This is a genomic window from Longimicrobiaceae bacterium (assembly GCA_035936415.1).
Lineage (GTDB): Bacteria > Gemmatimonadota > Gemmatimonadetes > Longimicrobiales > Longimicrobiaceae > JAFAYN01.
On record DASYWD010000252.1, the window covers coordinates 12,321 to 31,884 of the forward strand.

The window sequence follows — 19,564 nt, forward strand, 5'->3', positions numbered from 1 at the left end:
GCTCGAGGCCGCACGGGCCACACCCGGGCGGTTCCGATCCACCATTATCCAGGAGGCGTTCTTCGACCCGGCCGAGACCGGCGATTGGCGGCGCTCTCCCGTCGCGCTGGAAGTGCTTGAACCGGCGGCTCCACTAACGTTAACCAGGTACATGGGGGTGTAACCGTCCCAGTCGAGAGAATTGTCGTTGCTCCAGACCGTGACGTTTGGCCGCGACGTGCCTCGTCACGGAGCAGATACCCCGCGGGACACGACTGCTCGCCATATCTGCGTCCTGTCGATTGGGACGGCTACACCCCCTTGTGTCTCGCTTTGGGAGGGGAGGGCTCGCGTTGGTCTCCACCTCCAGCTTTCTGGCTCAATCGCCGAGCAAACGCCTGTGACTGCAACTGTGACAAAGGCCCGCTTTCAATCGCTGAAAAGGAGAGTCCAATGTGCTTATGGTCGCTGGCCAAAACTGTCACCCGCATTCCTCACCTCTGCCGTAAGACACTATACCACAGTCAGTTACCTATTCTAACAGGCACGCGGATGTATGCTGCCAGATTGACACCCACCTCTTGACGGTAGACCCCGAGGTGGTATACAAAGCCCCCCAACGCCTGGAACAGAACCGCCACATAACGCGTGGTCAGGCAATAAGTTGAGTTAGCTCGCACGAGCTTACCTCAGCTGCCTATGTGACCACGGTTGTGACGTAGGACCTCCTGAACTGTTTTGGTGCCAAGCACTGCGGTTGCAAGCCCCGGCACCATCACACCGGGAACAGGCAATGCCTCAGTCAGATGCTGTGTCGGATCGAATTCGGCACACAGATACATGGCTACTGGAAGAAACTGCAGGTATCCGTGGTCCATAACATCGCCACCCGTGGTGCTCCAACCACCGACAATTGCAACGAGTTTCGCATCGAAAAATCCAGCTCTCTCACTCCGCCAAAGGCGGCGAAATGGGTGGTACTGTCCTCGCGCCAATTTTGGTAAGGTGATTCCATCGGCATGGATCATCTTCTCAAGGAGATTCAAATATCGTGCAGCCGATCCGGGGCTAAACGATCGTTCAGGGTGAGGAGGCTCCGGAAAAATCCATGCATCCGGGTGCTGTTCACCATTTGTTGTAAGGAAGCAGTCGATAGCACTCCTTAGTCGGCCGCTGATCGGAGTAATGCGGGTGAAGTCCTTTTTGTCGTTCTCTTTATCCCAGCGGATCGCGCCGTGTGGCCAGTGGTCGGCCCAGGCCTCCTCGTGCTTCCACCCCGCCACTGCGAGAGCACACCTCATTTGATCATAAGTAAGGAGGAGGTCACTGTGTCTCAACTTTCTGACTGCTCCAGCGCGTTTACCGGTCCACCGTAGGACCTGAAGAAAGAGCGCATACGCCCCTTCTGGGATACTCCAACTGCGGTTGCACCTGCGGTAGTCGACCTCAAGTCGAATCTGCAGACGAGGAGCATACCGAAGATACAGCTGGAACCGGCGTTCATCAGCCACGGGTTGTCTCATGTTGGGATCTGGCGGCGGGAGACGGAGTCCATCCAGCGGATTGTTAGTCAGTATCCGCTTGCCCCTGTGCCGAACCCCCATGAGCCAGCGGAATATCGTGCCAAGAACTATTAGGTTGTGCCTGACAGTTGTGGGACCGCCCGTGTTCCGGCTGATGAGCCTGCCGTGCACGAGCATCTTGTACTTCCCAGCAGCTCGATCCTTGACGAACTCGTCTATCAAATGCTGATCGATATCAACGAGACGAAGATCCCGGCCCCAGAGTTGTTCGAAGATGTTTGCTGCGGACCTCACTTGGCCGTTTCGGTACATCGTGCCCTTGGCTGAGAAGTAGGCGTCGAACACCTCACCGATCGTCAACTCACTACCCCGCACAGCTAGCCAATCCAAGAGGTGCTCCGGGCCATAGCCAAGTTGTGCGGCTAATTCAGCTGCAAACTGCCGGGCACGTTCGGTCGCCAAATCGAGATCTGCGGTCCGAGCACTAACTCGCGGTCTTGTGCGTGCGGTGCCATCTACGACGTGGGCTTCCAATTGCAGACTCGCGGTCCCTTTTCTCTCCTTGACATCGACTCTAATTCCCCATTCACAGACCGTAGCCCGAATGCGCTTCTCGGGGCTGTTCTTCTTTCTTGGTGACATCGCTGGACTCGAGACCGAGGTATCGGGGTTCACCTGCTGCTCGGCCGAGTCTACGCTGGTGTGTGGGCCGCCCCCAAGTGGGGATACAATTGACGGAGACAATCGGGTAAGCTCTTGGAGGTGAAGCAGACGCATTCACCTCGCGCCCACCTAGATCAGCATCAACGAATCCGTTCAGCAACCCGCCGCGCGGCGGCGCCTGGATCGAATGCCTGAGGAGGTCGCGGGGGTAGCGATTCTGCCTCACGTGGAGGCGAGGGGTTCAACTTGCGCGGCAACTCACCACGCAGGAGCCGAGGAGCACCTTTCCTTCCCGCGTTGGTGAGCAGCCCGGCGGTCAGCATCGCGCGAAGATGGGAGATGCTGTACCCGCTTTCCGCCGAGGCCTGGGCCAGAGAAAGCAGGTCCCTCGCATCCCGCCCGAGGGCCTCTCTGAGGTCGCGGGCATGCTCCTCACACAGCTTCGCGACGTGCTCCAGGCCGTACCGACTGCGCACCAGGTCGGCCTCTGCCAGCCAGGCGCGGATCAAGGCAGATACAGCTGGGCCAGGGAACGGACCGCTCGACTGCGATTGAGCCTTCGATCTCCTCTTCGCCACCATCAACCGTGCTGCCTACAGGCTAACCACGATTTGAACCCTGCCCTGGGTCATCTCAGGGATGGAGGCGCGGACCGCAGGTGACCCCAGGTACTGCGGCGGCCACTCGCCGTTGCTCTGGCTAAACACTGTCGTGGCACCTACTGGAATCGACCGCTGCGATCTCCACCCATTTCGGGTGGGAACGCGGGCGAGATGTGCGATGATTGCAGCAGACCGGCTGCAGGGCTGTAGGAGTTGCGGAGAGGGGTCACGACAGGGTCCCACACCTGGTATACGCCGCCCCGCGCCGGAAGCAGAGTAAGACCGTGAAGCTCCGCGAACGAGCGCGTGACGATCGTGTGGGTAGAGACGAGCGGGACATCGCCCGAGCTGGAACCCGGGACCTGTCGGGCCTCGTGTATCACAGCCGCCACCACGGACGTGGCGTGCCCCACGGTCATCCGAACATGAGCACGCAGTGTCTCCGCCTTCAGCAGACTGGTCTCATCGGTTGCGGAGACGCTGTAAGGATCGGCGAGCTTGAAGCACCGTTGCGCGCCTGTCTCGTAGACGAGGGTCACCTGGGGCTCCATCACTTCGCCTCGGCCTGCAGCCGCCTTCGCCCGTTCTATCCCCTCGGCGACGGTGTATCGCGCCGCATCTGGGATCTCGTGGCTCGGGACCAACCCCGTGCTGCATGAGGCGTGTTCAGCGAGCCAGTATCGAATCCCGGATTCGTACACCTCCGGGAGAAACGTCGCCTGCCACATTCGCGCGGTTTCTCCGAGCTCAGCTTGCGTGGCATTCGAGGGCACCGCACCCGCCCGCTCTCTTCGAAGATCCAGGAGCGTTTCATTCCGCCCCCCGCACCTGGTGCAGATGCACACATTCAGCAGCCCTTCGAAGGTGCATTGCACAGCCCAGTCGATGCGGGCGGGGGGCCTCCCATCCTGACTGGTAAGCTGGAGGACCCTCCGTCCCCAGGCTGGCGGAGGGAACACAGCAGGCCCGACGTCCAAAGGTACAGGTACCCGGATGCAATCCGTGATGGGGTCTCGCTTGCGAGGGGATTGTGGCGACATACGATCTCCGTGTGGCTGGCGCTCGGTACTTATCGGCTGTACCGGTCTGGAAGCGATCCTGCCAGCCGGCTTGAAGCAGTTGCGGCGGATGTGCCCCAACCAGTAAGCTGTCCAGTGTAACGGCAACGATACCCCCCAAACCCCCCAGTCCGCAAACGCGGATCACGCCTCTTCCGACACGGGCGGGAGGCGGCGGCTTTCTGTCGCACAATTGAGAGAACTGGTTGCCGCCCGGGCTGAGGCCGAGGGATTACGCGAAGTAGCGCGTCAGATTGGCCTCGATCACAAGTCGGTCGCGCAGTTCCTCAATGGATCGGCACCTCGCGTGTCGACGCGTCAGAAGCTGGAGCGCTGGTTCGTGCAGCGGGTCGCTGCAGGTGGTCCGACCGATGCAGTCTCTGCGGAGGCTGCACTACGGGTGCTGCTGCATGACCTTCCGCCACTCCATCGCGATCCGGCAACGGGCGAAGCCCTTGCCGCGTTCCGAAGGATCTACATGAGCAGAAACGTCCCACCTCCCCGATGGCTCGCTGATCTCGAGGAAGAGACCAGCGGATAGACGCAACGCCCGGCCTGCATCCCGAGGGCTGTGTCGTTGCTGCTCCAATGCAATCGGCCGTCGAACCCGGTTTGGGCTCGACGGCTGATGCAGGTTGGGAGGAGTTGTTCGATCTCTACACCCCGAGATATTGGCCTGAACTCTCGTCCGGCCGGGCGTGCACGTACTGGTTGGTGGTCACGAGGGAGGCATGCCCGAGGGTGTCGCGCACCAGGTGCGCCGGCGCGCCACGGTCGAGCGCATGAGAGGCGTGGGCGTGCCGGAGCCAGTGGGGTGAGACGTTCAGGTCGATCCCGGCGCGCCGTGCGGCCCGTCGCACGATCCGCAACACCTGGCTTCGGTGGAGGTGTCCGCCCCGCCGGCTGCGAAAGACCGCGTCATCCGGTGCCCTGCCCTCCACGAGCGGACGCAGGGCGGCCCAGGTGTCCGGCGAGACGAGCACGGCGCGGGTCTTCCCTCCCTTCCCGTACAGCGTCACCTGGCCGGCGTCGCGCCCGCTGCGCCGGTCGACGCGCGGCTGGAGGTCCCGCACCTGGAGCCCGCAGATCTCGCTCACGCGGGCACCCGTGGCGTAGAAGAGGCGCAGCATCGCGTGGTCCCTCGGATCCGACTCCAGGGCCAGGATGCGCTGCACGTGCGCCTCGGGGAGGATTCGCTCCGCCAGCCGATTCCGGATCCTGGGGACGGAGATGGCGGCTCCCACGTTGTAGATGAGGTAGCCGGTGCGCTGCCCGAAGGTGAGGAGGGACTTCACCGCGGAGATCCTGCGGGCCCGCGTTGCGTCGGCAAGCCCGAGCGCCTCCAGGTGGTCCGCGTAGCGCTGCAGGTGCTCGAGCGAGATCTCCCGCAGGGTGACGCCCACGAACCGATTGAACTGGAGGACGTCCCGGCGATAAGCGTCCCGGGTGCATACGCTCTTCCCGTGGAGCCAGAGCCGGACCAGATGCTCGTCTCCGCCTTCCAGCTCGACCAGAGGTGGAAGTAGCGGAACGATCGGGGCGTGGATGAGGGCTGCGGCCTGTCCCATAAGAAACCCGGCGTGTGTATGGCGGCTCCGTGACCGGCAGACCGACGGTGCTCAGGCGCGTCTCCCGCAGGCCCGTCCGGTATACAGACGGGCGCGCCAGAGCCTTTCGCCCGCCATTGACACCCGGTCCTGAACCGGCGCTCCTGCAGGTCGCCGAGTGCCTGCGCCCGCTGGCCAGCACAGCCACCGTACGGTAGCACCTTCGTGAGCAACGACACCCCCGGAGCATCCGCCCCCGCTCTCATCTTGTCGCCAGCCACCTCACACGAGAAGCCCGGCTCCGATCGGCCTCTGCCCGAGCGATGGTCGGGTTCACCTCTGATCGAAGCGGAAAATTCTGGTGCTCAGATGAGCCGCGATCTATACTCTTACTTGCGTCTCACCCGCTGAGACGTGCGGTGGGACCCGCTCCTCGCCCGTTCCCGTACGCTCATGCACCGTCGCACCCGGACGCATCCGCACGTCGGGAAATCCCCTGTTTGCATCCATCTATTCCTGATGAGCTGATCCGCCGCTCCAGATCCGGCACCACGCCACCCGGAGGAACGATCGATGGACAGGATCCGTTTGCCCCTCGTGAGCAGCGACACTCCATTGCGCGACGCGTTCTCCCAGATGGCGCGGGCGAACGTTCCGGCGATGATCGTTCGGCACCCGGACCGGATGGTGCTCCTCACGGACAAAGACATCTCCCAGGCTCTCGAATCCGACCGTCCCGTCGACGCCGGGGCGCCCACCGGCTCGATCCAGTCCCCCCTTCCCCCCCTCAACATCCTCTCTGGCCCCGAGAACGAATGGGAGGCGGCGCTGGATCGCGCCCAGGTCAGCTTCGGGGTCCTCGAGCCGCAGGAGACAGCGGTCCTGATCACGCGGCACGAGACCCTTGCCGCGGAGATCCGGAATGCGGGGCCCGTGTGCCGATGCGTCGAGAACCTGCACCGGACGCGCCGCGGCGAGAAGGAGTGCGAGATCTGCGGCTCAGAGATTCTCTGCGTTCCGTCCGAGTGATTCCGCCATGATCCCCGGCCTGGGCACCGTCATCGACCGAGTCAGCGGGCTCTTCGGGAAAGGCTACCTGCTGGCCGGCTTCTTTCCGGTCCTGCTCATCGGACTGCTGTCGCTCCTCGCTGGCTACGACGCCTCGGAGCGCGTCCAACGGGACCTGGATCGGTTTCTCGCCCTCGAGGCGGGGAAGCAGGCGCTCGGCTCCGCTGCGTTCCTCGGAGTCGTGGTGGTGGTCGGATTCGTCTTCTGGAGCCTCAACTCGTGGTTCCGAGCGCTCCTCCAGGGCAACATCCTGCCCGAGCGCATGCGACAGTGGCTCGTGGAGGACCAAAAGCAGCGGCTGGATAAGATGCAGCAGGAGCTGGATGTGTGTGAGGACCAGGTCCACGAGTACCGGCTCCTGCACGGCCGCGACCGTCCACCCGATGTCGGCCTGCCACCGACATGGCTGGCACGTCTCCTGGCCGCCCGGAAAGCCGGAGCCGCCACTGGAATCGAGTCAACGGTTCGTCCCTCCCCCAAAATCCAGGGCGAGTTCCGGAAGGTCCGAAGGCTCGTCGCACGGCTGGAGCCGGTGCCAACTGAGGCGCTGGAGAACCTCTGCTCCCGGCTGGAGGAGGAGCTCAGGAAGTCGAAGGTGACAGGGGGATCCGCGCTCGACCAGCTCCACGTCGAGTTCCGCGACCTGGCCGACAAGGCCATGGCTCGGGCGCAGAACCTGTGCGATCGCGCACTCACCCACCGCCGCTCCCGCTTCCCCGTGGATCTGGAGGCGGTCGGCCCGACCCGGATGGCCAACGTCGCCGAGCTCCACCGCAACCGGGCGCTCAACTGCTACAGCCTAGACACCGAGGTCTTCTGGCTCCACCTCCAGAGGATGGCCACCGCGGACGAGCACTTCCGCCCGATCCTCGACGATGCGAAGACGCGGCTGGACGTCTCGGTCGCGATGACGATCGCGTTCGCGGTCACGGCACTGGTGTGGGCACCCGTGCTCGCCCTGCGCAGCGGCAGCCTCCCGTTGTTCCTCCTTTTCGCGGTCGGCCTTCCGGCCGCCGCGGTGATCGCCGGCCAGACGGCAGTCGTGAACCTCCGCCTCTTCGGGGAGGCGGTCACGGCCGCCGTAGACCTGTTCCGATTCGACCTCCTCAAGGGGATGCACCTCAAGATCCCTGCGGACTCCGAAGTTGAGCGGGACCTCTGGGAGCGCTTGACCCGGCGATCCCAGCTCCTCGGGAAGAACAAGCTTGAGTACACCACGTCCTAGGACCGTCCGGATAGCTCTGCTCGGAGCATACCTGATCCTGCTCGCCGTGGGCGTGTGGGCGGTATGGAACCGCCCGCCGGGATGGCGCGAGCCCAAGAAACCCAAGACAGCCTCCTGGCAGGCGGCGGGCGACCTCCCGCAGCACCACCAGCTCGCTGTGGAGGACCTCGCCCAGCCGGACTCAGGTCAGCCGGAGCCGTCGGACCGCGCGAGCCTGGTGGGCCGCCACCTCCTCATCGCGAAGGCGCGTGGACAGCCGATCCGACCGGAGGACCTCACGCTCGAGCCGCGCCTGGGCACTCCCGCTCCCGGGCAGATCCGGTTCATCCTCCGGCCCGAAGCCGCCGAGGCGCCCTGGGCCGCGCTCCTGCGTCCGGGCACGCAGGTCGTCGCGTGTCTCGGAAAGAAGCCGGACAAGGCCTCATACGCGGACGCGTGGCAATGCGAGACGGCCAGCCCGCTGGGCGTGGTCGCGGTACACCGCCCGGCGGACAAGTCAGACTCCGCCTGGATCGTACTGGAATCGAAAGACCCTGCCCTGGCTGGGCGATTCACGACCGCCGACCATCGCCTGCTGATCCAGCGCTGAGGCCGGCGCATGCACCACCCCGCATGCCGACGAGCATGCGAACCCCGATCCTGATGGGATCCCGGCTGATCCGGATGGCATCCCGTACCCGTACCGGACTTCGCCCATGTCTCCACAGCAGGCTCACCAGAGCACGGAATCGCCGCCGGCGCATCGCCACCTTCGCGGCTACGCCCTCGACCCGAGCCTTGCGCAGCGGCTCGACACGGCGCCGATCAGCCAGGTGGTGTTCAAAGTGCCCTGGGAGCCGCTCCAACCCGGTCCAGTCGGCGAGTACATCGAGGTCGTCGACTTCGATCCGGCGGGCAAGTGCTTCTACGAGCCGGTCGATCTCGACGATCCGCACCTGCTGGCCCAGGACGGCCTCCCCCCCTCGGAGGGTACACCGAAGTTCCACCAGCAGATGGTGTACGCGGTCGCACAGCTCACGATCCAGAGCTTCGAGCACGCCCTGGGCCGTGCAGCGCTGTGGTCGCCGGGGCCCCCACCGGACTCCCGGAACCCAAAGGACGACTCGCACTACGTGGGACGGCTGCGGATCTACCCGCATGCCCTTCGGGAGGCGAACGCCTACTACAGCCCGTCCAAGAAGGCTCTCCTCTTCGGGTACTTCCCCGCCTCGACGGACGACCCGGGCGAGCACATCCCCGGCGGGATGGTCTTCACCTGCCTCTCGCACGACATCATCGCCCACGAGACCGCCCACGCGCTGCTCGACGGCCTCCACCGGCGGCTGAACCGCGCGACGAACCCCGACATGCTGGCCTTCCACGAGGCCTTCGCGGACATCGTCGCCCTCTTTCAGCACTTCACCTTCCCCGAGATCCTGCGCCACCAGATCGCGCAGACACGGGGCGACATCCGCTCGCAGGAGAACCTGCTCGGGCAGCTCGCCAGCCAGTTCGGCCGCACGACCGGGGTCCGCGGGGCGCTCCGCGACGCGATCGGCCGCTTCAACCCGGAAACCGGGCAGTGGGAGCCACATCAGCCGGATCCGATGGAGTACGAGACCACGATCGAGCCCCACCTCCGCGGCGCGATCCTGGTCGCCACGATCTTCGACGCGTTCCTCTCCATCTACAACCGGCGCGTCGCGGACCTCATCCGGCTGTACACCGGCGGGAGCGGAGTCCTGCCCGCCGGCGCCGTCCACCCCGATCTGGTTCATCGGCTCGCTGACGAGGCGAGCCGGGCCGCAGGACACGTGCTGACGATGTGCGTCCGCGCGCTGGACTACTGCCCACCTGTCGACCTGACCTTCGGGGAGTTTCTCCGCGCGCTGATCACGGCCGACATCGACCTGGTGCCGGACGACGACCGGAACTACCGGGTCGCCTTCGTCGAAGCGTTCCGCCGCCGGGGGCTCTACCCACGGGACGTGCGGACCCTCTCCGTCGAGAACCTTCGCTGGCGCACGCCCGAGGAGGACGATCTCGGCCCCTCGGCACAGCTGCTCGATTTCATCCAGGCGCTACGGGAGCGTGCGCATCGGCAGCTGTATACGCAGAGCCGCGAGAAGATCTTCCAGGAGGAGCGAGCGACGCGTGCCATGATCCATGGCTGGCTGAGCGACCATTTCCGCCGGGGCAGCACGGGGAAGCGCGACGCGGAGTTCCTGGGACTCGACCCGGATCAGTCGTTCGAGGTGCACCAGGCGCACTTCGCGCTCCGCACCGGCCCGGATGGAGACCTGCTTCTCCAGCTCATCCTGCAGCTCACCCAGGACTACGACGTGCCGCTCGACCCGGCCCACGAAGCCGAGGGGCCGATGCGCTTCGAGGGCGGCTCCACCGTGGTGGTGGACCTCAAGACGCCGAAGATCGCCTACTGCATCCGCAAACCGATCGGGAGCACCACCCGGCGCGCCCGCCAGAGGGCGTTCCTGCTGCGGTTCGTGGAGGTCGGGCTCCGCGGCACGTACTTCGGAGTGCGGCAGCCGGGAGACGCTCGCGAGCCGTTTGCGCTACTCCACCGCGGGATCGTGTGAGGCCGCCGATGAACGCAATCAATCCGAAGGTCCGGATCCGCATGTACCGCCAGGGTCTCGGCGACTGCTTCCTGGTGACGTTCTACCCGGAGGGTGGACCCGTGCACATGCTCATCGACTGCGGGAGCCTGGGTGCGACCACGACGGGGGTGAAGATGGCCGCCGTCGCCGATGACATCGGCAACGAGACGGGGGATCACCTTCACCTCCTGGTCGCGACACACGAGCACAAGGACCACGTCTCGGGGTTCCGCTCCGAGCGCGAGCGCTTCGACGAGCTCACGGTGGATCGGGTGTGGGTCGCCTGGACGGAGAACCCCAAGGACGAGCTGGCTCGCGAGGTCTCCAAGTACAAGGCCGACCTGCTGAGCTCCGTCGCCCTCGCGGAGCAGGCACTGGCCCGAAGCGGAGTGCGGATCACCGACATGGAGCAGCCGCTGGCGGCGGTGCGCTCCGGAGTGCGGGAGCTGCTCGGCTTCTTCGGGGACGTCCCCACGCAGGGCGCGCCCTTCGCGGCCGACTTCGCGGAGACCGTCCACGAGGCCATGACGTACGTGACTGGCCGTGCGGGCAAGGACGTGGACTTCCTCTCGCCCGGAGAGGTGATCGAACCCTCCTGGCTACCGGGGGTCCGCTTCTACGTGCTCGGCCCACCCCGGGACAAGACCGCTCTCAGGAACATGGGGAAGCATGGCTCACCGGAGCTCTACGGGGCAACAGCCGAATCCATTCACACGGCGGCGGCCGGGCTCGCATTCAGCGCGTCGGTGCAGGCCTTCCCCGACTATCGGGCCTCCCTCGAGGGCGAGCAGCGGGAGATGTTCGAGCAGCGCCTCCCGTTCGACGCGCGCTTCCGCATCGAGGCGAGGGACAAGGCAAGGTGCCGCGAGCGATTCGGGTCGTACTACGACGAGAAGAACGCGTGGAGGCAGATCGATGCCGACTGGCTAGCCACGACAAGCGAGCTGGCGCTGCAGCTCGACAGCTACACCAACAACACGAGCCTGGTGCTGGCGATCGAACTCATCGCGGATGGGCGCGTGCTGCTCTTCCCGGCGGATGCTCAGCTCGGGAACTGGCTATCGTGGCACGACTACACCTGGAAGGTGAAGGAGGCGGACGGCGCACTCCGGGAGGTCACCGCCCGGGACCTGCTCCACCGCACCGTCTTCTACAAGGTGGGGCACCACGCCAGCCACAACGCGACCGCGACCGAGAGCGGCCTGGAGCTGATGCAGCGGGACGACCTCGTCGCGATGATCCCCCTGGACCGTAGTGTCGCCATCAAGAAGAGGCCGCCGTGGCAGATGCCTGCGAAGGCCCTGTACCGGCGCCTCCTGGAGAAGACGCGCGGACGGGTCCTCCGCTCGGACACAGGCTGGCCAACCGCGGAGGAGCGGCCGTCCACGATCTCGCAGGCCGAGTGGGACGAGGCGCGCCAGAGCATCGACGTGGGCGTAGACAACCTCTACATCGACTTCCGGCTGAGGTAAGCGCTACTCGATCTTCGGATCGGAACGTCACAGGCGTCGTTCGCTACTGGAAGAGTTCCAGCGACTCGCGATCCTGAACGGGTGCGTCCACGAGCCCCACATCGGCAAGCACCTGCGCCAGCTGGGCGGCACAGGCGTCGCGTCGTACGCTTCGGCCCTCGCGAGCGCCGGGGCCGTCTCGGGGCTTCCGCCCCGCAGCGACTCCGCCCGCTGCCGCCAGGTCGTCACCAGCCGCTCCAGCGCCGAGAAGTCCGGTTCCATTCCACAAATCCTCCGCCCAGAGTTGCCCGAATAGAAACCGAACAAGGTAGCGACCGGTAGGCGGGTCAGCCAGCCCCTGTCCATCCGACGCTCGTCCCGGCGCCTGCGTGGCCTCGCAGCCGCGGATCCGCCTCCCCCGCCGCAAGTCCGACCTTTCTTCCCTCCGCGCTCACCACTGCGACGAAGTAGTAGCGCCCCGGCGGGAGCTCCCTCCCGAGGATCGCCCGCGCGGACGTCCGCACCTCGAAACTACGCGTATCGCCCCTGCGCAGCCACATCTCCTGCAGGTCGGTGTCGGCTCCTACGAGCCGGCGAGCTCGATCCCGAGCACCAGACGCGCCGGCCCCGTGAGCGAGTACCAGACCTGCCGACCCTGGCGGCGTGCCTCCCGGACGTAGCCCAGGCGCAGGAGCTCCCGGAGGTTCGCCGACACGGTGCCCTGCGTGACGTTCCAGAGCTCGGCCAGCTCCTTCTGCGTGAACTCCGTCCGGCCCACCGGTGTCAGGGCGTAGAAGTAGTCCTGCAGGGTCTCGCTCAGGGTGCTGTCGAGCTCGGCCTGCAGCATCGGGACGAGCACCGAGAAGAGCTGCTCCGCCTGGATGGGCGCGCCCGGAGGGTCCGTATAGCCGATGAGCTCGTGGGCGGCTGCATCCATCGCGCGCAGCGTGCCCCGGAGATCGCCCCGGTAGATGCCATAGAGGTCCGCCGCGGCATCATGGGCAACGGGGGGACGCACCTCCCGGCCGGGATCCAGGCGAAGGTGAGTGTAGCGCCGGGCCAGCAGAGCCTGGAACGCGTCCGCGGAGAGGGGCTCCAGCGGACGCGTGATCCCGAAGACGCTGCGGAGCTGCGCGTGCGGCGCGATCAGCGCACGGACGGCGTCTGTGGTGCCCACCAGGAGGAAGTGGTACCCGTCGAGCAGGAAGATGTCGCGCAGGTCCCGGAGCGCATTGCCGGCCTGGGTACGCTCCTCGTCGGTGACCAGGTTCTCGAGGTTGTTCAGGTGCACGACGATCCCGGGGACGCCGTGCCGCTCGGCCAGTGCGGGGAGGGCTCGCAGCAGCGGCGGGATGGTGAGCAGCCCCGAGTGGAAGGTCGCCGGCTCCGTACGCCTGACCACCTCGCGGTCGAAGCCGAACCCCGCGACCTGGGCAGCCACCTTGATGTCGCGCACGCGGGTGTCCAGCACCAGGCGCCGCGCCGCATCCATGGCGGGATCCTCTGCCAGGGCGTCGCCGAGCTGCGCCACTAGCGCATCGTAGACGTAGCTCAGCAGCCGGACCAGGAGCGTCTCGGCGGTATCCACACCGGCGGCGCTGACCGGGTCCGGATAGCTGACGTACCCCGCCTCGGCCGCCCGTGCCTTCACGTACTGGGCGAGGGTGGTCTTCCCGAACCCCGGCGATCCCTCAATGGTCTGCCGCGAGCTCGGAGCGCCTCCAATTACGCCGAGCAGGCGCTCCGCCTCCGCCGTGCGCCCGATGAAGAGATCGATAGGATACCGGGCGGTGTCACTCGCCTGCAGGTCGCGCTGGAAGTACGGGCTCTCGCGCAGGTTGTACAGCTGCCAGCGATTGTGCAGGGTCATCTATGAGCCTCGAGTATCATTGGCGGAGGACCGGCTGCTGCCAATAATACCCTGTTATCGGCAGAATCGCCAATAATACCCGATCATCGGCTCCAGGCGCGCGTCAGTCAATGATCGCCCTGCTCTCTCGACGGGGTTCTCGGCCCCAGAGTGGAGCTCGGAGGAAGCCGGTCCGTAAAAAACCGGACCGGGAATGTACGGACTCCCGGCGGGTCAGCCGAGGTCAAGTACGGATCAGGTCTGAGCGGCTAAGCAAGCAGATGCAACATAAGGGACATTTTGCATCCTCTCGCCGGACCTATGAGAGCGGATCCAGGAGGTGAGGGAGACGTCCGCGACACCCCTCCTGTCCAAGCAGATCACGCTCGCCGGCTCCGCTGGAACGGTGCAGCCCCCGTGTGAGCGAGCCCCCTGACGAAGGGCGTCCGCCAAGGGGGCTCGTCGTGCGACACGGTCGTCGAAGCGTTCCGACCCTCCGTGAACCCTGTCCGGTGTGCGGACAGCGGATTCAGGCTCGCTGACGCAGCAGGCGTGCGGTCTCCTCCAGCGTATCCGCGAGCGAGCGCGCATCCTCTCCCCCGATCCCCTCCGCGGCGCGGCGCGCGAGGACGGGCAGCGCGGTGGAGATCCGCCCGAGGTAGTGCGTGGCCTGCTGCGGACTGAGATCGGGGAGCGGCTGCCTGATGTTGATCTGGAACGACTGCTTCCCTGCCCCGCCCTGGCTCCGTACCGCGCTACGAGGCGCCTGCAGGCGCTCCGCCGCCGTACGATCGCCGATTCGCCGCAACTCCTGGAGCAGCCGCTCGGCCGCGGCCTGCGTCCCCTGGTCTGCGGCCGCGGCGATCCCCTTAAGCGCCGAGAACGGGAGGCGCGCCATCCGTCCATGGTCCGGCCCTCCGCCCGCGACCACGCCGGCGGCTCCGAGCACGTCCATCGAGAGCGCATCGGCGACGCGCAGGTACTCGCCCACCGTGGTGTGCGGCTTGTGGTGCGCCGCGGCCACGTCGCGGACCGTTGCCGGCTGCCCCCGCTCCTTCCTGCGGTCGCGCCGCTGCTGCCAGGCAAGTGCCCACTCCCAGGCCGAAAGGTCGGTGCGCGCCTCGTTCTCCGTGAAGACGATCGACTCGGCCCGCTCGTCGTCCACCGTTACGAGGACGATCGGCGCGAGCCAGTTCCCTGCCCCATCGCGCTTCAGGACCCCCTCCGCCTCCCCCCGCTCGATCAGCCGCTGCAGCGCGCGGAGCCGCAGTTCGCCGGGCATGAGCTCCACCCAACCGGGCTTCGCAGGGTGAGGTCGCCCCTTGGGCTGATGGATCAGGCCGGTGTCGCGGATGCTGTCGGCCAGCTCCTCGATCTCCCTCTCCGGAAAGACGCGGCGCACCTGGAAAGGCGACGGCTCGACTCGGTCGATCCGAACGTGCTGGACGCGTTCCTCGGCGCTGCGGCCGTCCGCGTCCAGCTGATAGGTGGTGACGTTGTCGTCGAGATCCTCGCGTCGCACCAGCGGCGCCGCCGCGCGGGAGCCGCCGAGACGGGCCTTCCCGCTCACGCGACCCCTCCAGCGACGGCGGAGCGGCTCTCGATTCCCAGGGATCCGATCACTTCGGCCGCCACGTCACAGTACGCCTGGGCGCTGCGGCTCTTCGGCGCGGAGACGGTCACCGGCCGGTCGAACACCGCGGATTCCGCAGCCGCGGTCTCGTGCGGGACCACGTAGCGGCTGCGGAGCTTCGGGTAGAGCTCGTCGACGTTGTCGACCATCCAGCGATACAGGTTGGTCTGCACGTTGGCCTTGGTGAGCAGGATCCGGATCACCGGCGAGCGGCCGTCGTCGGTCGCGATCGTGATCACGTCGTGCGCCCGCATCAGGCTCTCCTTGCCGGGCTCCGACGGGATGATGACGAAAGTGGCGGCCGCAGCAGCAGCCCGGGTCGCGGGCCCGAGCGCCGGGGGCGTGTCGATCACCACCAGGTCCGGGTCCAGCGCCTCCGTGCGCTCCAAGTGCCGCTGGATGGCGTCCATGTCGGCAGCCTCCATGGAGCGCCCCCCCCGCAGGAGCCAGAGCGGCAGCTCGGGCTCGCCCTCGTAATGTACGTGGACCGCGTCCGCGGTCAGCGGGTCCGCCACGCGGCTGAAGCTGCTGCGCGTGGTGAGGTCTCCCTGGGGATCGAGGTCAACCATCACGACGCGCAGGCCGGCCTTGGCGAGCACGTGCGCGACGGCCGCCGCGGACGCCGTCTTGAGGGTGCCTCCTTTGGCACCGATGAACGAGAGGATCGGAGGCATGAGTGCTGACCCGGAGGGGGGAATGGCTGTCCGCACACCGGACAACCGCCTGCTGGCGAGGAGACGGGCGAAAGATGCAGCGTCGCGGGCATGCGGGCAAGGCACCCTGCACACACTAGCAAGGCCCGATAGTATACCGGCCTATCCCCCTGCAGCCAATCGCCCGCTGCTGTCCGGTGTGCGGACAGACGGCGCCCGGCAAGCGCCGCACGAAGCGTCGCTCGGGAACCCACAAATGGATCCGCCCCGGAAGCCCAGCACGGGCTTCCGGGGCGGATCCGGCTCACGAGGGCCGCTACCTACCCGTCGTAGGGGCCGATGCGAACCGGACCGATCCACAGGTAGTACCGACCGTCCTCCCCCAGCTCGAGCTCCGGAGTCATCCCCGGGGCGACCTGCAGCACCTCTCCTCCTATTTGGATGGGTGCGTTCGTCGGGAGACGCATCCGTCCTCCGCGTGCCGCGGTCGCCGTGGTTGCAGCGCCGCCAGCATCGGCCTGGCGCGCGGGGGCGCGGGGCGGGGGAGGGGCCGTGCCCACCGGCAGCTGCAGCAGGACCATGCGGTTGGCGAGGTCGCGACGCTCCAGCAGGCCGGCGTCCTGCAGGACGGCCAGCGCCTGGGTGACGCGGGTGCGGCCGTACAGGGTTTCCTCCACCAGCCGCGGGATCGTGGTGCTGGCGGCTCCCCTCGCGTCGGCCAGCCGCACGACCTCCCGGAGCACGGCCGTCGCCGGTCCGACCAGCTGGCCTCCCCTGTGGAGGTGGGCCTTCGCCGCGTCCAGGTCGAAAGCCCCCAGGGCAGGGGATTCGCAGAGGACGTCGGCCTCGATCCGGTGGCCGCGTCCGACGGCGACCAGCAGCTCTGCCTGTTCCAAGTCGTGGAGGGCGTCCTCCGCCTCGGCGAGGGACAGCAGGGCCTCGCGGGCCAGCTCCTCCACGCGCACCTCGGCCGGCTCTCCCCACCAGCGGGTCTCCGCCCCCTGCTCCCGGCGCGCCATGTCGCAGGCGGCCGCGAAGAAGGCCACCGCCGCGCGCACGCGTGCGGCCTCCAGCTCCTCCCCGAGACGCGCGCGCACCAGCACCGAGCTCGGCGCGTGCGTGCGTCCGCCATGGAGCGGAACGACGCTGCCGGCCCGGCGGTGCGACGCAGAGAGGGAAGGGGAGGATGAGCTCACGGGTTTTCCACAGTACCGGTGCTGCCCCGTGGCAGTCTCCGGTGGTGCTCCTCTGTTCGATTCGGGGCCGTCCCTCGCCTCCGGCTTCCGGTGCCGCCCCTATGTCACCGTGCAGACCGCCTGCACCTACGACCCATTTCCATCCTGACACACCCAACAAGCTATCTCCCAGCAACTACGCGGGCAAGCTCCACGTCATCCCGTCCTGCAGGGTGGCCGTGGGATGTGTGGGAGGAGTGTGATGGGATCGTGGTGCCGACACGGGTATTGTAGTCCCACAGTTCACCACGCATGCGGCTGTCCGGCAAGATCCCGCGCACCAGGTGTACGTCGGGAGGGTGAGGGCACCGTGCGCACTGCATAGGGGCGCCACCGGAAGGGGCGGAGTCGGAGCTGCGCCGCAGTTCACAGAGGAGCGCCACGGCGGGACGACATAGGGGCGCCACCGGAACACACAGAGACGCGGCACCGGGAGAGCCGTAAGAAATCGAGCCGGGCCCTGGCTTTTTCAGGTCCAGGATCCGGCTCTAGTGTAGTTGGTGGGTGGAAATAGAAACCAGAGGCCCACTACGGGAGCGGAGGCCCCCCGCTCTGGTGGACGATGCGCAGCTCCACCGGGCGTCCGAGTTCCATCGCCAGCGCCTCCTCCAGTCGCTGGCCCCACCGGCTCCGGATCCAGTCGACCGCGAAGGTGTTGCTGGTACCCGCGGTCACCACCTCGTCACCCACCTCGTGCAGCCACGTGGAGCTGAACCAGGTGCGCAGCTGCACCTCGCCGATCTCCTCCCGGAGCCCGCGAATCGCCCGTCCCCAGACGTTGTCCGTGGGGAACTCGAGCGGGACCTGGGCCGGGGCATCCTCCGTGGGGGCAGCGGGAGCAGGGCTCGCGGCGACGCGCGCGGGTCGCCGCTCTGTGGATAGCGCGAAGCGGGATGTCTGCCGCGCCAGCCACGCGGCGTACTCCGGCTCGTCGAACGTCCACTGCTTCTTGAGCGCCTTGGCCACCCAGAGCGGCCAGTGGGTGATCTCCCGACCCTGCGCGTCCAGGCCTCCCTTCACGGTGCGCTCGTAGTGGACGCGGTGGAGCACCCGCTCCACGTCCATCCCGTGCTTCGCCACCAGCGCCCTCGCCTCCGTCACCGTCATCCCCAGCTGGCCCAGGTGCCAGAGCAGGACGCGCGTACGGATCGGGTCCAGCGAGCCGATCCCCCGGGAGACCGCGGTGTGCCGCGGGAGCGCGCCCGGCTCGATCGCCACCTCGTATACGCCGCGGCGGGGAGATCGGACCTCGCCTCCCCGGAGGATGCTCACATCCAGCAGGGACTGGATCGCGTCGCGGAAACGGCGCGCGATCTTGTTTCCGTCCTCATTGCTCTGCACCCCGATGTCCTCGATCCACTGCTGCAGGGGCGCGATGTGGGTCCGGGGGAGTTGGCCCTGGGCGGCGGCCAGGACCAGCCGGAGGTGGATCCCCTTGGCGATGGGCGAGGAGAGTGAGTTGTGGGCGTCGATGTCGATCCAGGCGGCCAGGCCCAGGTCGGTCTGGGCCCGCCACACCGGGTTGAGCCGGAGGCTGCGGATCGTGTCCCGGGAGCGCGAGTTGAATTGCTCGGTCTCCCAGTCGTAGGAGAGGATCCAGTGCGTGGTGTCGCGCTCGCGGCGGGTCGGGCTCCCCGCCGGGACCACCGCGTACCCGTTGCCCGCGGAGAGGCCGCGGGCCGCCTCGGCGAAGTCCATCTCGATCGTCGTCCGCAGCACCGAGTTGCCCCAGCGCTGGAAGGCGCGCTTTACCCCCTCGATCTTGGAGGGTGCGTTCGAGGCGGTGTCCCCGCGGGTCGCCCGGATGACGTCGGCGTAGGTGGCCCCCGGGAAGGACCCGTCGGCCTCGGTCCCCCGCTCGTCGGCCAGGCGGAGGGTGCCCAGCAGGTAGTCCAGGTCGTAGATGGTGGGCAACCCCAGCGTCGGGCTCGAGGAGAGCTCGGCCACGAAGCGGCTCCCGTCGGGATATACCATCTCCTGCCGCTGGAAGGAGTGGTGCGCCGGCACGGTGCCGTTCTCCCCCACCTGGTAGACGTTCACCAGGGGGAGCCTCAGGCAGGAGAGCAGGTACAGCGGAGCGGGGACCGGGGTCTCGACCAGGTGATCGGGCGCGAACAGCGCGTCCGGACTCTCCATCCGCACTCGCGGGAGCGGAGCCGCGTCGGGGGGCAGGGAAGTAGCCATGTGGTAAGGTTAGAGCGGTTTGCAGGCGGGTGTGAAGTATGCGGGCAGGGTTCGGCCGGTGTAGCTCAGCAGAGGAGGAGCCCATGCCGAAGCCGTACTCCCTGGACCTGCGCGAGCGGGTGGTCGCCGCCTGTGAGGCAGGCGATCTGACGCGAGCGCAGGTGGCGCGACAGTTCCGGATCGGGACGACCACGGTGTACAACTACCTGAAGCGACGCGGGCGCGAGCCGGGCCTGGCGGCGCTGCCGCACTCGGGTGGCCTCGCGTCGGGGCTGGACCGCACGGTGCTGCGCGAGA

14 protein-coding genes are annotated in these 19,564 nt (G+C 67.1%); 6 read left to right on the plus strand and 8 right to left on the minus strand.

What is annotated here, in order from left to right:
• Nucleotides 1–668 precede the first annotated feature (668 nt).
• From VGR37_10025 to VGR37_10035, 3 genes are all read right to left on the minus strand, one after another.
• Nucleotides 669–2,177: a hypothetical protein gene (locus VGR37_10025; protein ID HEV2147727.1), complete on the minus strand. Its 1,509-nt coding sequence runs from the start codon at nucleotides 2,175–2,177 to the stop codon at nucleotides 669–671.
• 706 nt (nucleotides 2,178–2,883) lie between these two features.
• Complete coding sequence (locus VGR37_10030; protein HEV2147728.1) at nucleotides 2,884–3,495, minus strand: hypothetical protein; 612 nt, start codon at nucleotides 3,493–3,495, stop codon at nucleotides 2,884–2,886.
• Nucleotides 3,496–4,481: 986 nt separating this feature from the next.
• A complete protein-coding gene (locus VGR37_10035) occupies nucleotides 4,482–5,393 on the minus strand; it encodes a tyrosine-type recombinase/integrase (GenBank protein ID HEV2147729.1) in 912 nt (303 codons plus the stop codon).
• Nucleotides 5,394–5,945: 552 nt separating this feature from the next.
• Here VGR37_10035 and VGR37_10040 point away from each other — a divergent pair.
• The 5 genes from VGR37_10040 (at nucleotide 5,946) to VGR37_10060 (ending at nucleotide 11,734) form a co-directional block, all read left to right on the plus strand.
• Nucleotides 5,946–6,401: a hypothetical protein gene (locus tag VGR37_10040; GenBank protein ID HEV2147730.1), complete on the plus strand. Its 456-nt coding sequence runs from the start codon at nucleotides 5,946–5,948 to the stop codon at nucleotides 6,399–6,401.
• Nucleotides 6,402–6,408: 7 nt separating this feature from the next.
• A complete protein-coding gene (locus VGR37_10045; protein HEV2147731.1) occupies nucleotides 6,409–7,665 on the plus strand; it encodes a hypothetical protein in 1,257 nt (418 codons plus the stop codon).
• On the plus strand, nucleotides 7,646–8,254 hold the full coding sequence (locus VGR37_10050) for a hypothetical protein (GenBank protein HEV2147732.1): 609 nt from the start codon (nucleotides 7,646–7,648) through the stop codon (nucleotides 8,252–8,254). The genes VGR37_10045 and VGR37_10050 overlap by 20 nt, the downstream gene beginning before the upstream one ends.
• A gap of 106 nt (nucleotides 8,255–8,360) precedes the next feature.
• Nucleotides 8,361–10,241 carry a hypothetical protein gene (locus VGR37_10055; GenBank protein HEV2147733.1) on the plus strand — a complete coding sequence of 627 codons (1,881 nt, stop codon included), beginning with the start codon at nucleotides 8,361–8,363 and terminating at the stop codon, nucleotides 10,239–10,241.
• 8 nt (nucleotides 10,242–10,249) lie between these two features.
• Entirely contained in the window at nucleotides 10,250–11,734 is a 1,485-nt protein-coding gene (locus VGR37_10060; GenBank protein ID HEV2147734.1) for a hypothetical protein, read from the plus strand.
• A 562-nt stretch (nucleotides 11,735–12,296) separates the two neighbouring features.
• Here the strand turns inward: VGR37_10060 and VGR37_10065 are convergent.
• From VGR37_10065 to VGR37_10085, 5 genes are all read right to left on the minus strand, one after another.
• A complete protein-coding gene (locus tag VGR37_10065) occupies nucleotides 12,297–13,583 on the minus strand; it encodes a winged helix-turn-helix domain-containing protein (GenBank protein HEV2147735.1) in 1,287 nt (428 codons plus the stop codon).
• Nucleotides 13,584–14,091: 508 nt separating this feature from the next.
• On the minus strand, nucleotides 14,092–15,132 hold the full coding sequence (locus VGR37_10070; GenBank protein HEV2147736.1) for a ParB N-terminal domain-containing protein: 1,041 nt from the start codon (nucleotides 15,130–15,132) through the stop codon (nucleotides 14,092–14,094).
• Nucleotides 15,129–15,869 carry a ParA family protein gene (locus tag VGR37_10075; protein ID HEV2147737.1) on the minus strand — a complete coding sequence of 247 codons (741 nt, stop codon included), beginning with the start codon at nucleotides 15,867–15,869 and terminating at the stop codon, nucleotides 15,129–15,131. The genes VGR37_10070 and VGR37_10075 overlap by 4 nt, the downstream gene beginning before the upstream one ends.
• Before the next feature lie 299 nt (nucleotides 15,870–16,168).
• On the minus strand, nucleotides 16,169–16,945 hold the full coding sequence (locus VGR37_10080; protein HEV2147738.1) for a hypothetical protein: 777 nt from the start codon (nucleotides 16,943–16,945) through the stop codon (nucleotides 16,169–16,171).
• A 666-nt stretch (nucleotides 16,946–17,611) separates the two neighbouring features.
• Nucleotides 17,612–19,219: a DnaA N-terminal domain-containing protein gene (locus tag VGR37_10085; GenBank protein ID HEV2147739.1), complete on the minus strand. Its 1,608-nt coding sequence runs from the start codon at nucleotides 19,217–19,219 to the stop codon at nucleotides 17,612–17,614.
• Nucleotides 19,220–19,350: 131 nt separating this feature from the next.
• On the opposite strand from VGR37_10085, the gene VGR37_10090 reads away from it, so the two are divergent.
• The coding region (locus VGR37_10090; protein HEV2147740.1) for an IS630 transposase-related protein at nucleotides 19,351–19,564 on the plus strand (214 nt) is incomplete at its 3' end.

Coding starts and splice junctions, on each gene's coding strand:
- VGR37_10045 (HEV2147731.1), top strand. CDS start 6,409: ATGATCCCCGGCCTGGGCACCGTCATCGACCGAGTCAGCGGGCTCTTC.
- VGR37_10040 (HEV2147730.1), top strand. CDS start 5,946: ATGGACAGGATCCGTTTGCCCCTCGTGAGCAGCGACACTCCATTGCGC.
- VGR37_10060 (HEV2147734.1), top strand. CDS start 10,250: ATGAACGCAATCAATCCGAAGGTCCGGATCCGCATGTACCGCCAGGGT.
- VGR37_10030 (HEV2147728.1), bottom strand. CDS start 3,495: ATGTGGCAGGCGACGTTTCTCCCGGAGGTGTACGAATCCGGGATTCGA.
- VGR37_10075 (HEV2147737.1), bottom strand. CDS start 15,869: ATGCCTCCGATCCTCTCGTTCATCGGTGCCAAAGGAGGCACCCTCAAG.
- VGR37_10085 (HEV2147739.1), bottom strand. CDS start 19,219: ATGGAGAGTCCGGACGCGCTGTTCGCGCCCGATCACCTGGTCGAGACC.
- VGR37_10065 (HEV2147735.1), bottom strand. CDS start 13,583: ATGACCCTGCACAATCGCTGGCAGCTGTACAACCTGCGCGAGAGCCCG.
- VGR37_10055 (HEV2147733.1), top strand. CDS start 8,361: ATGTCTCCACAGCAGGCTCACCAGAGCACGGAATCGCCGCCGGCGCAT.
- VGR37_10035 (HEV2147729.1), bottom strand. CDS start 5,393: ATGGGACAGGCCGCAGCCCTCATCCACGCCCCGATCGTTCCGCTACTT.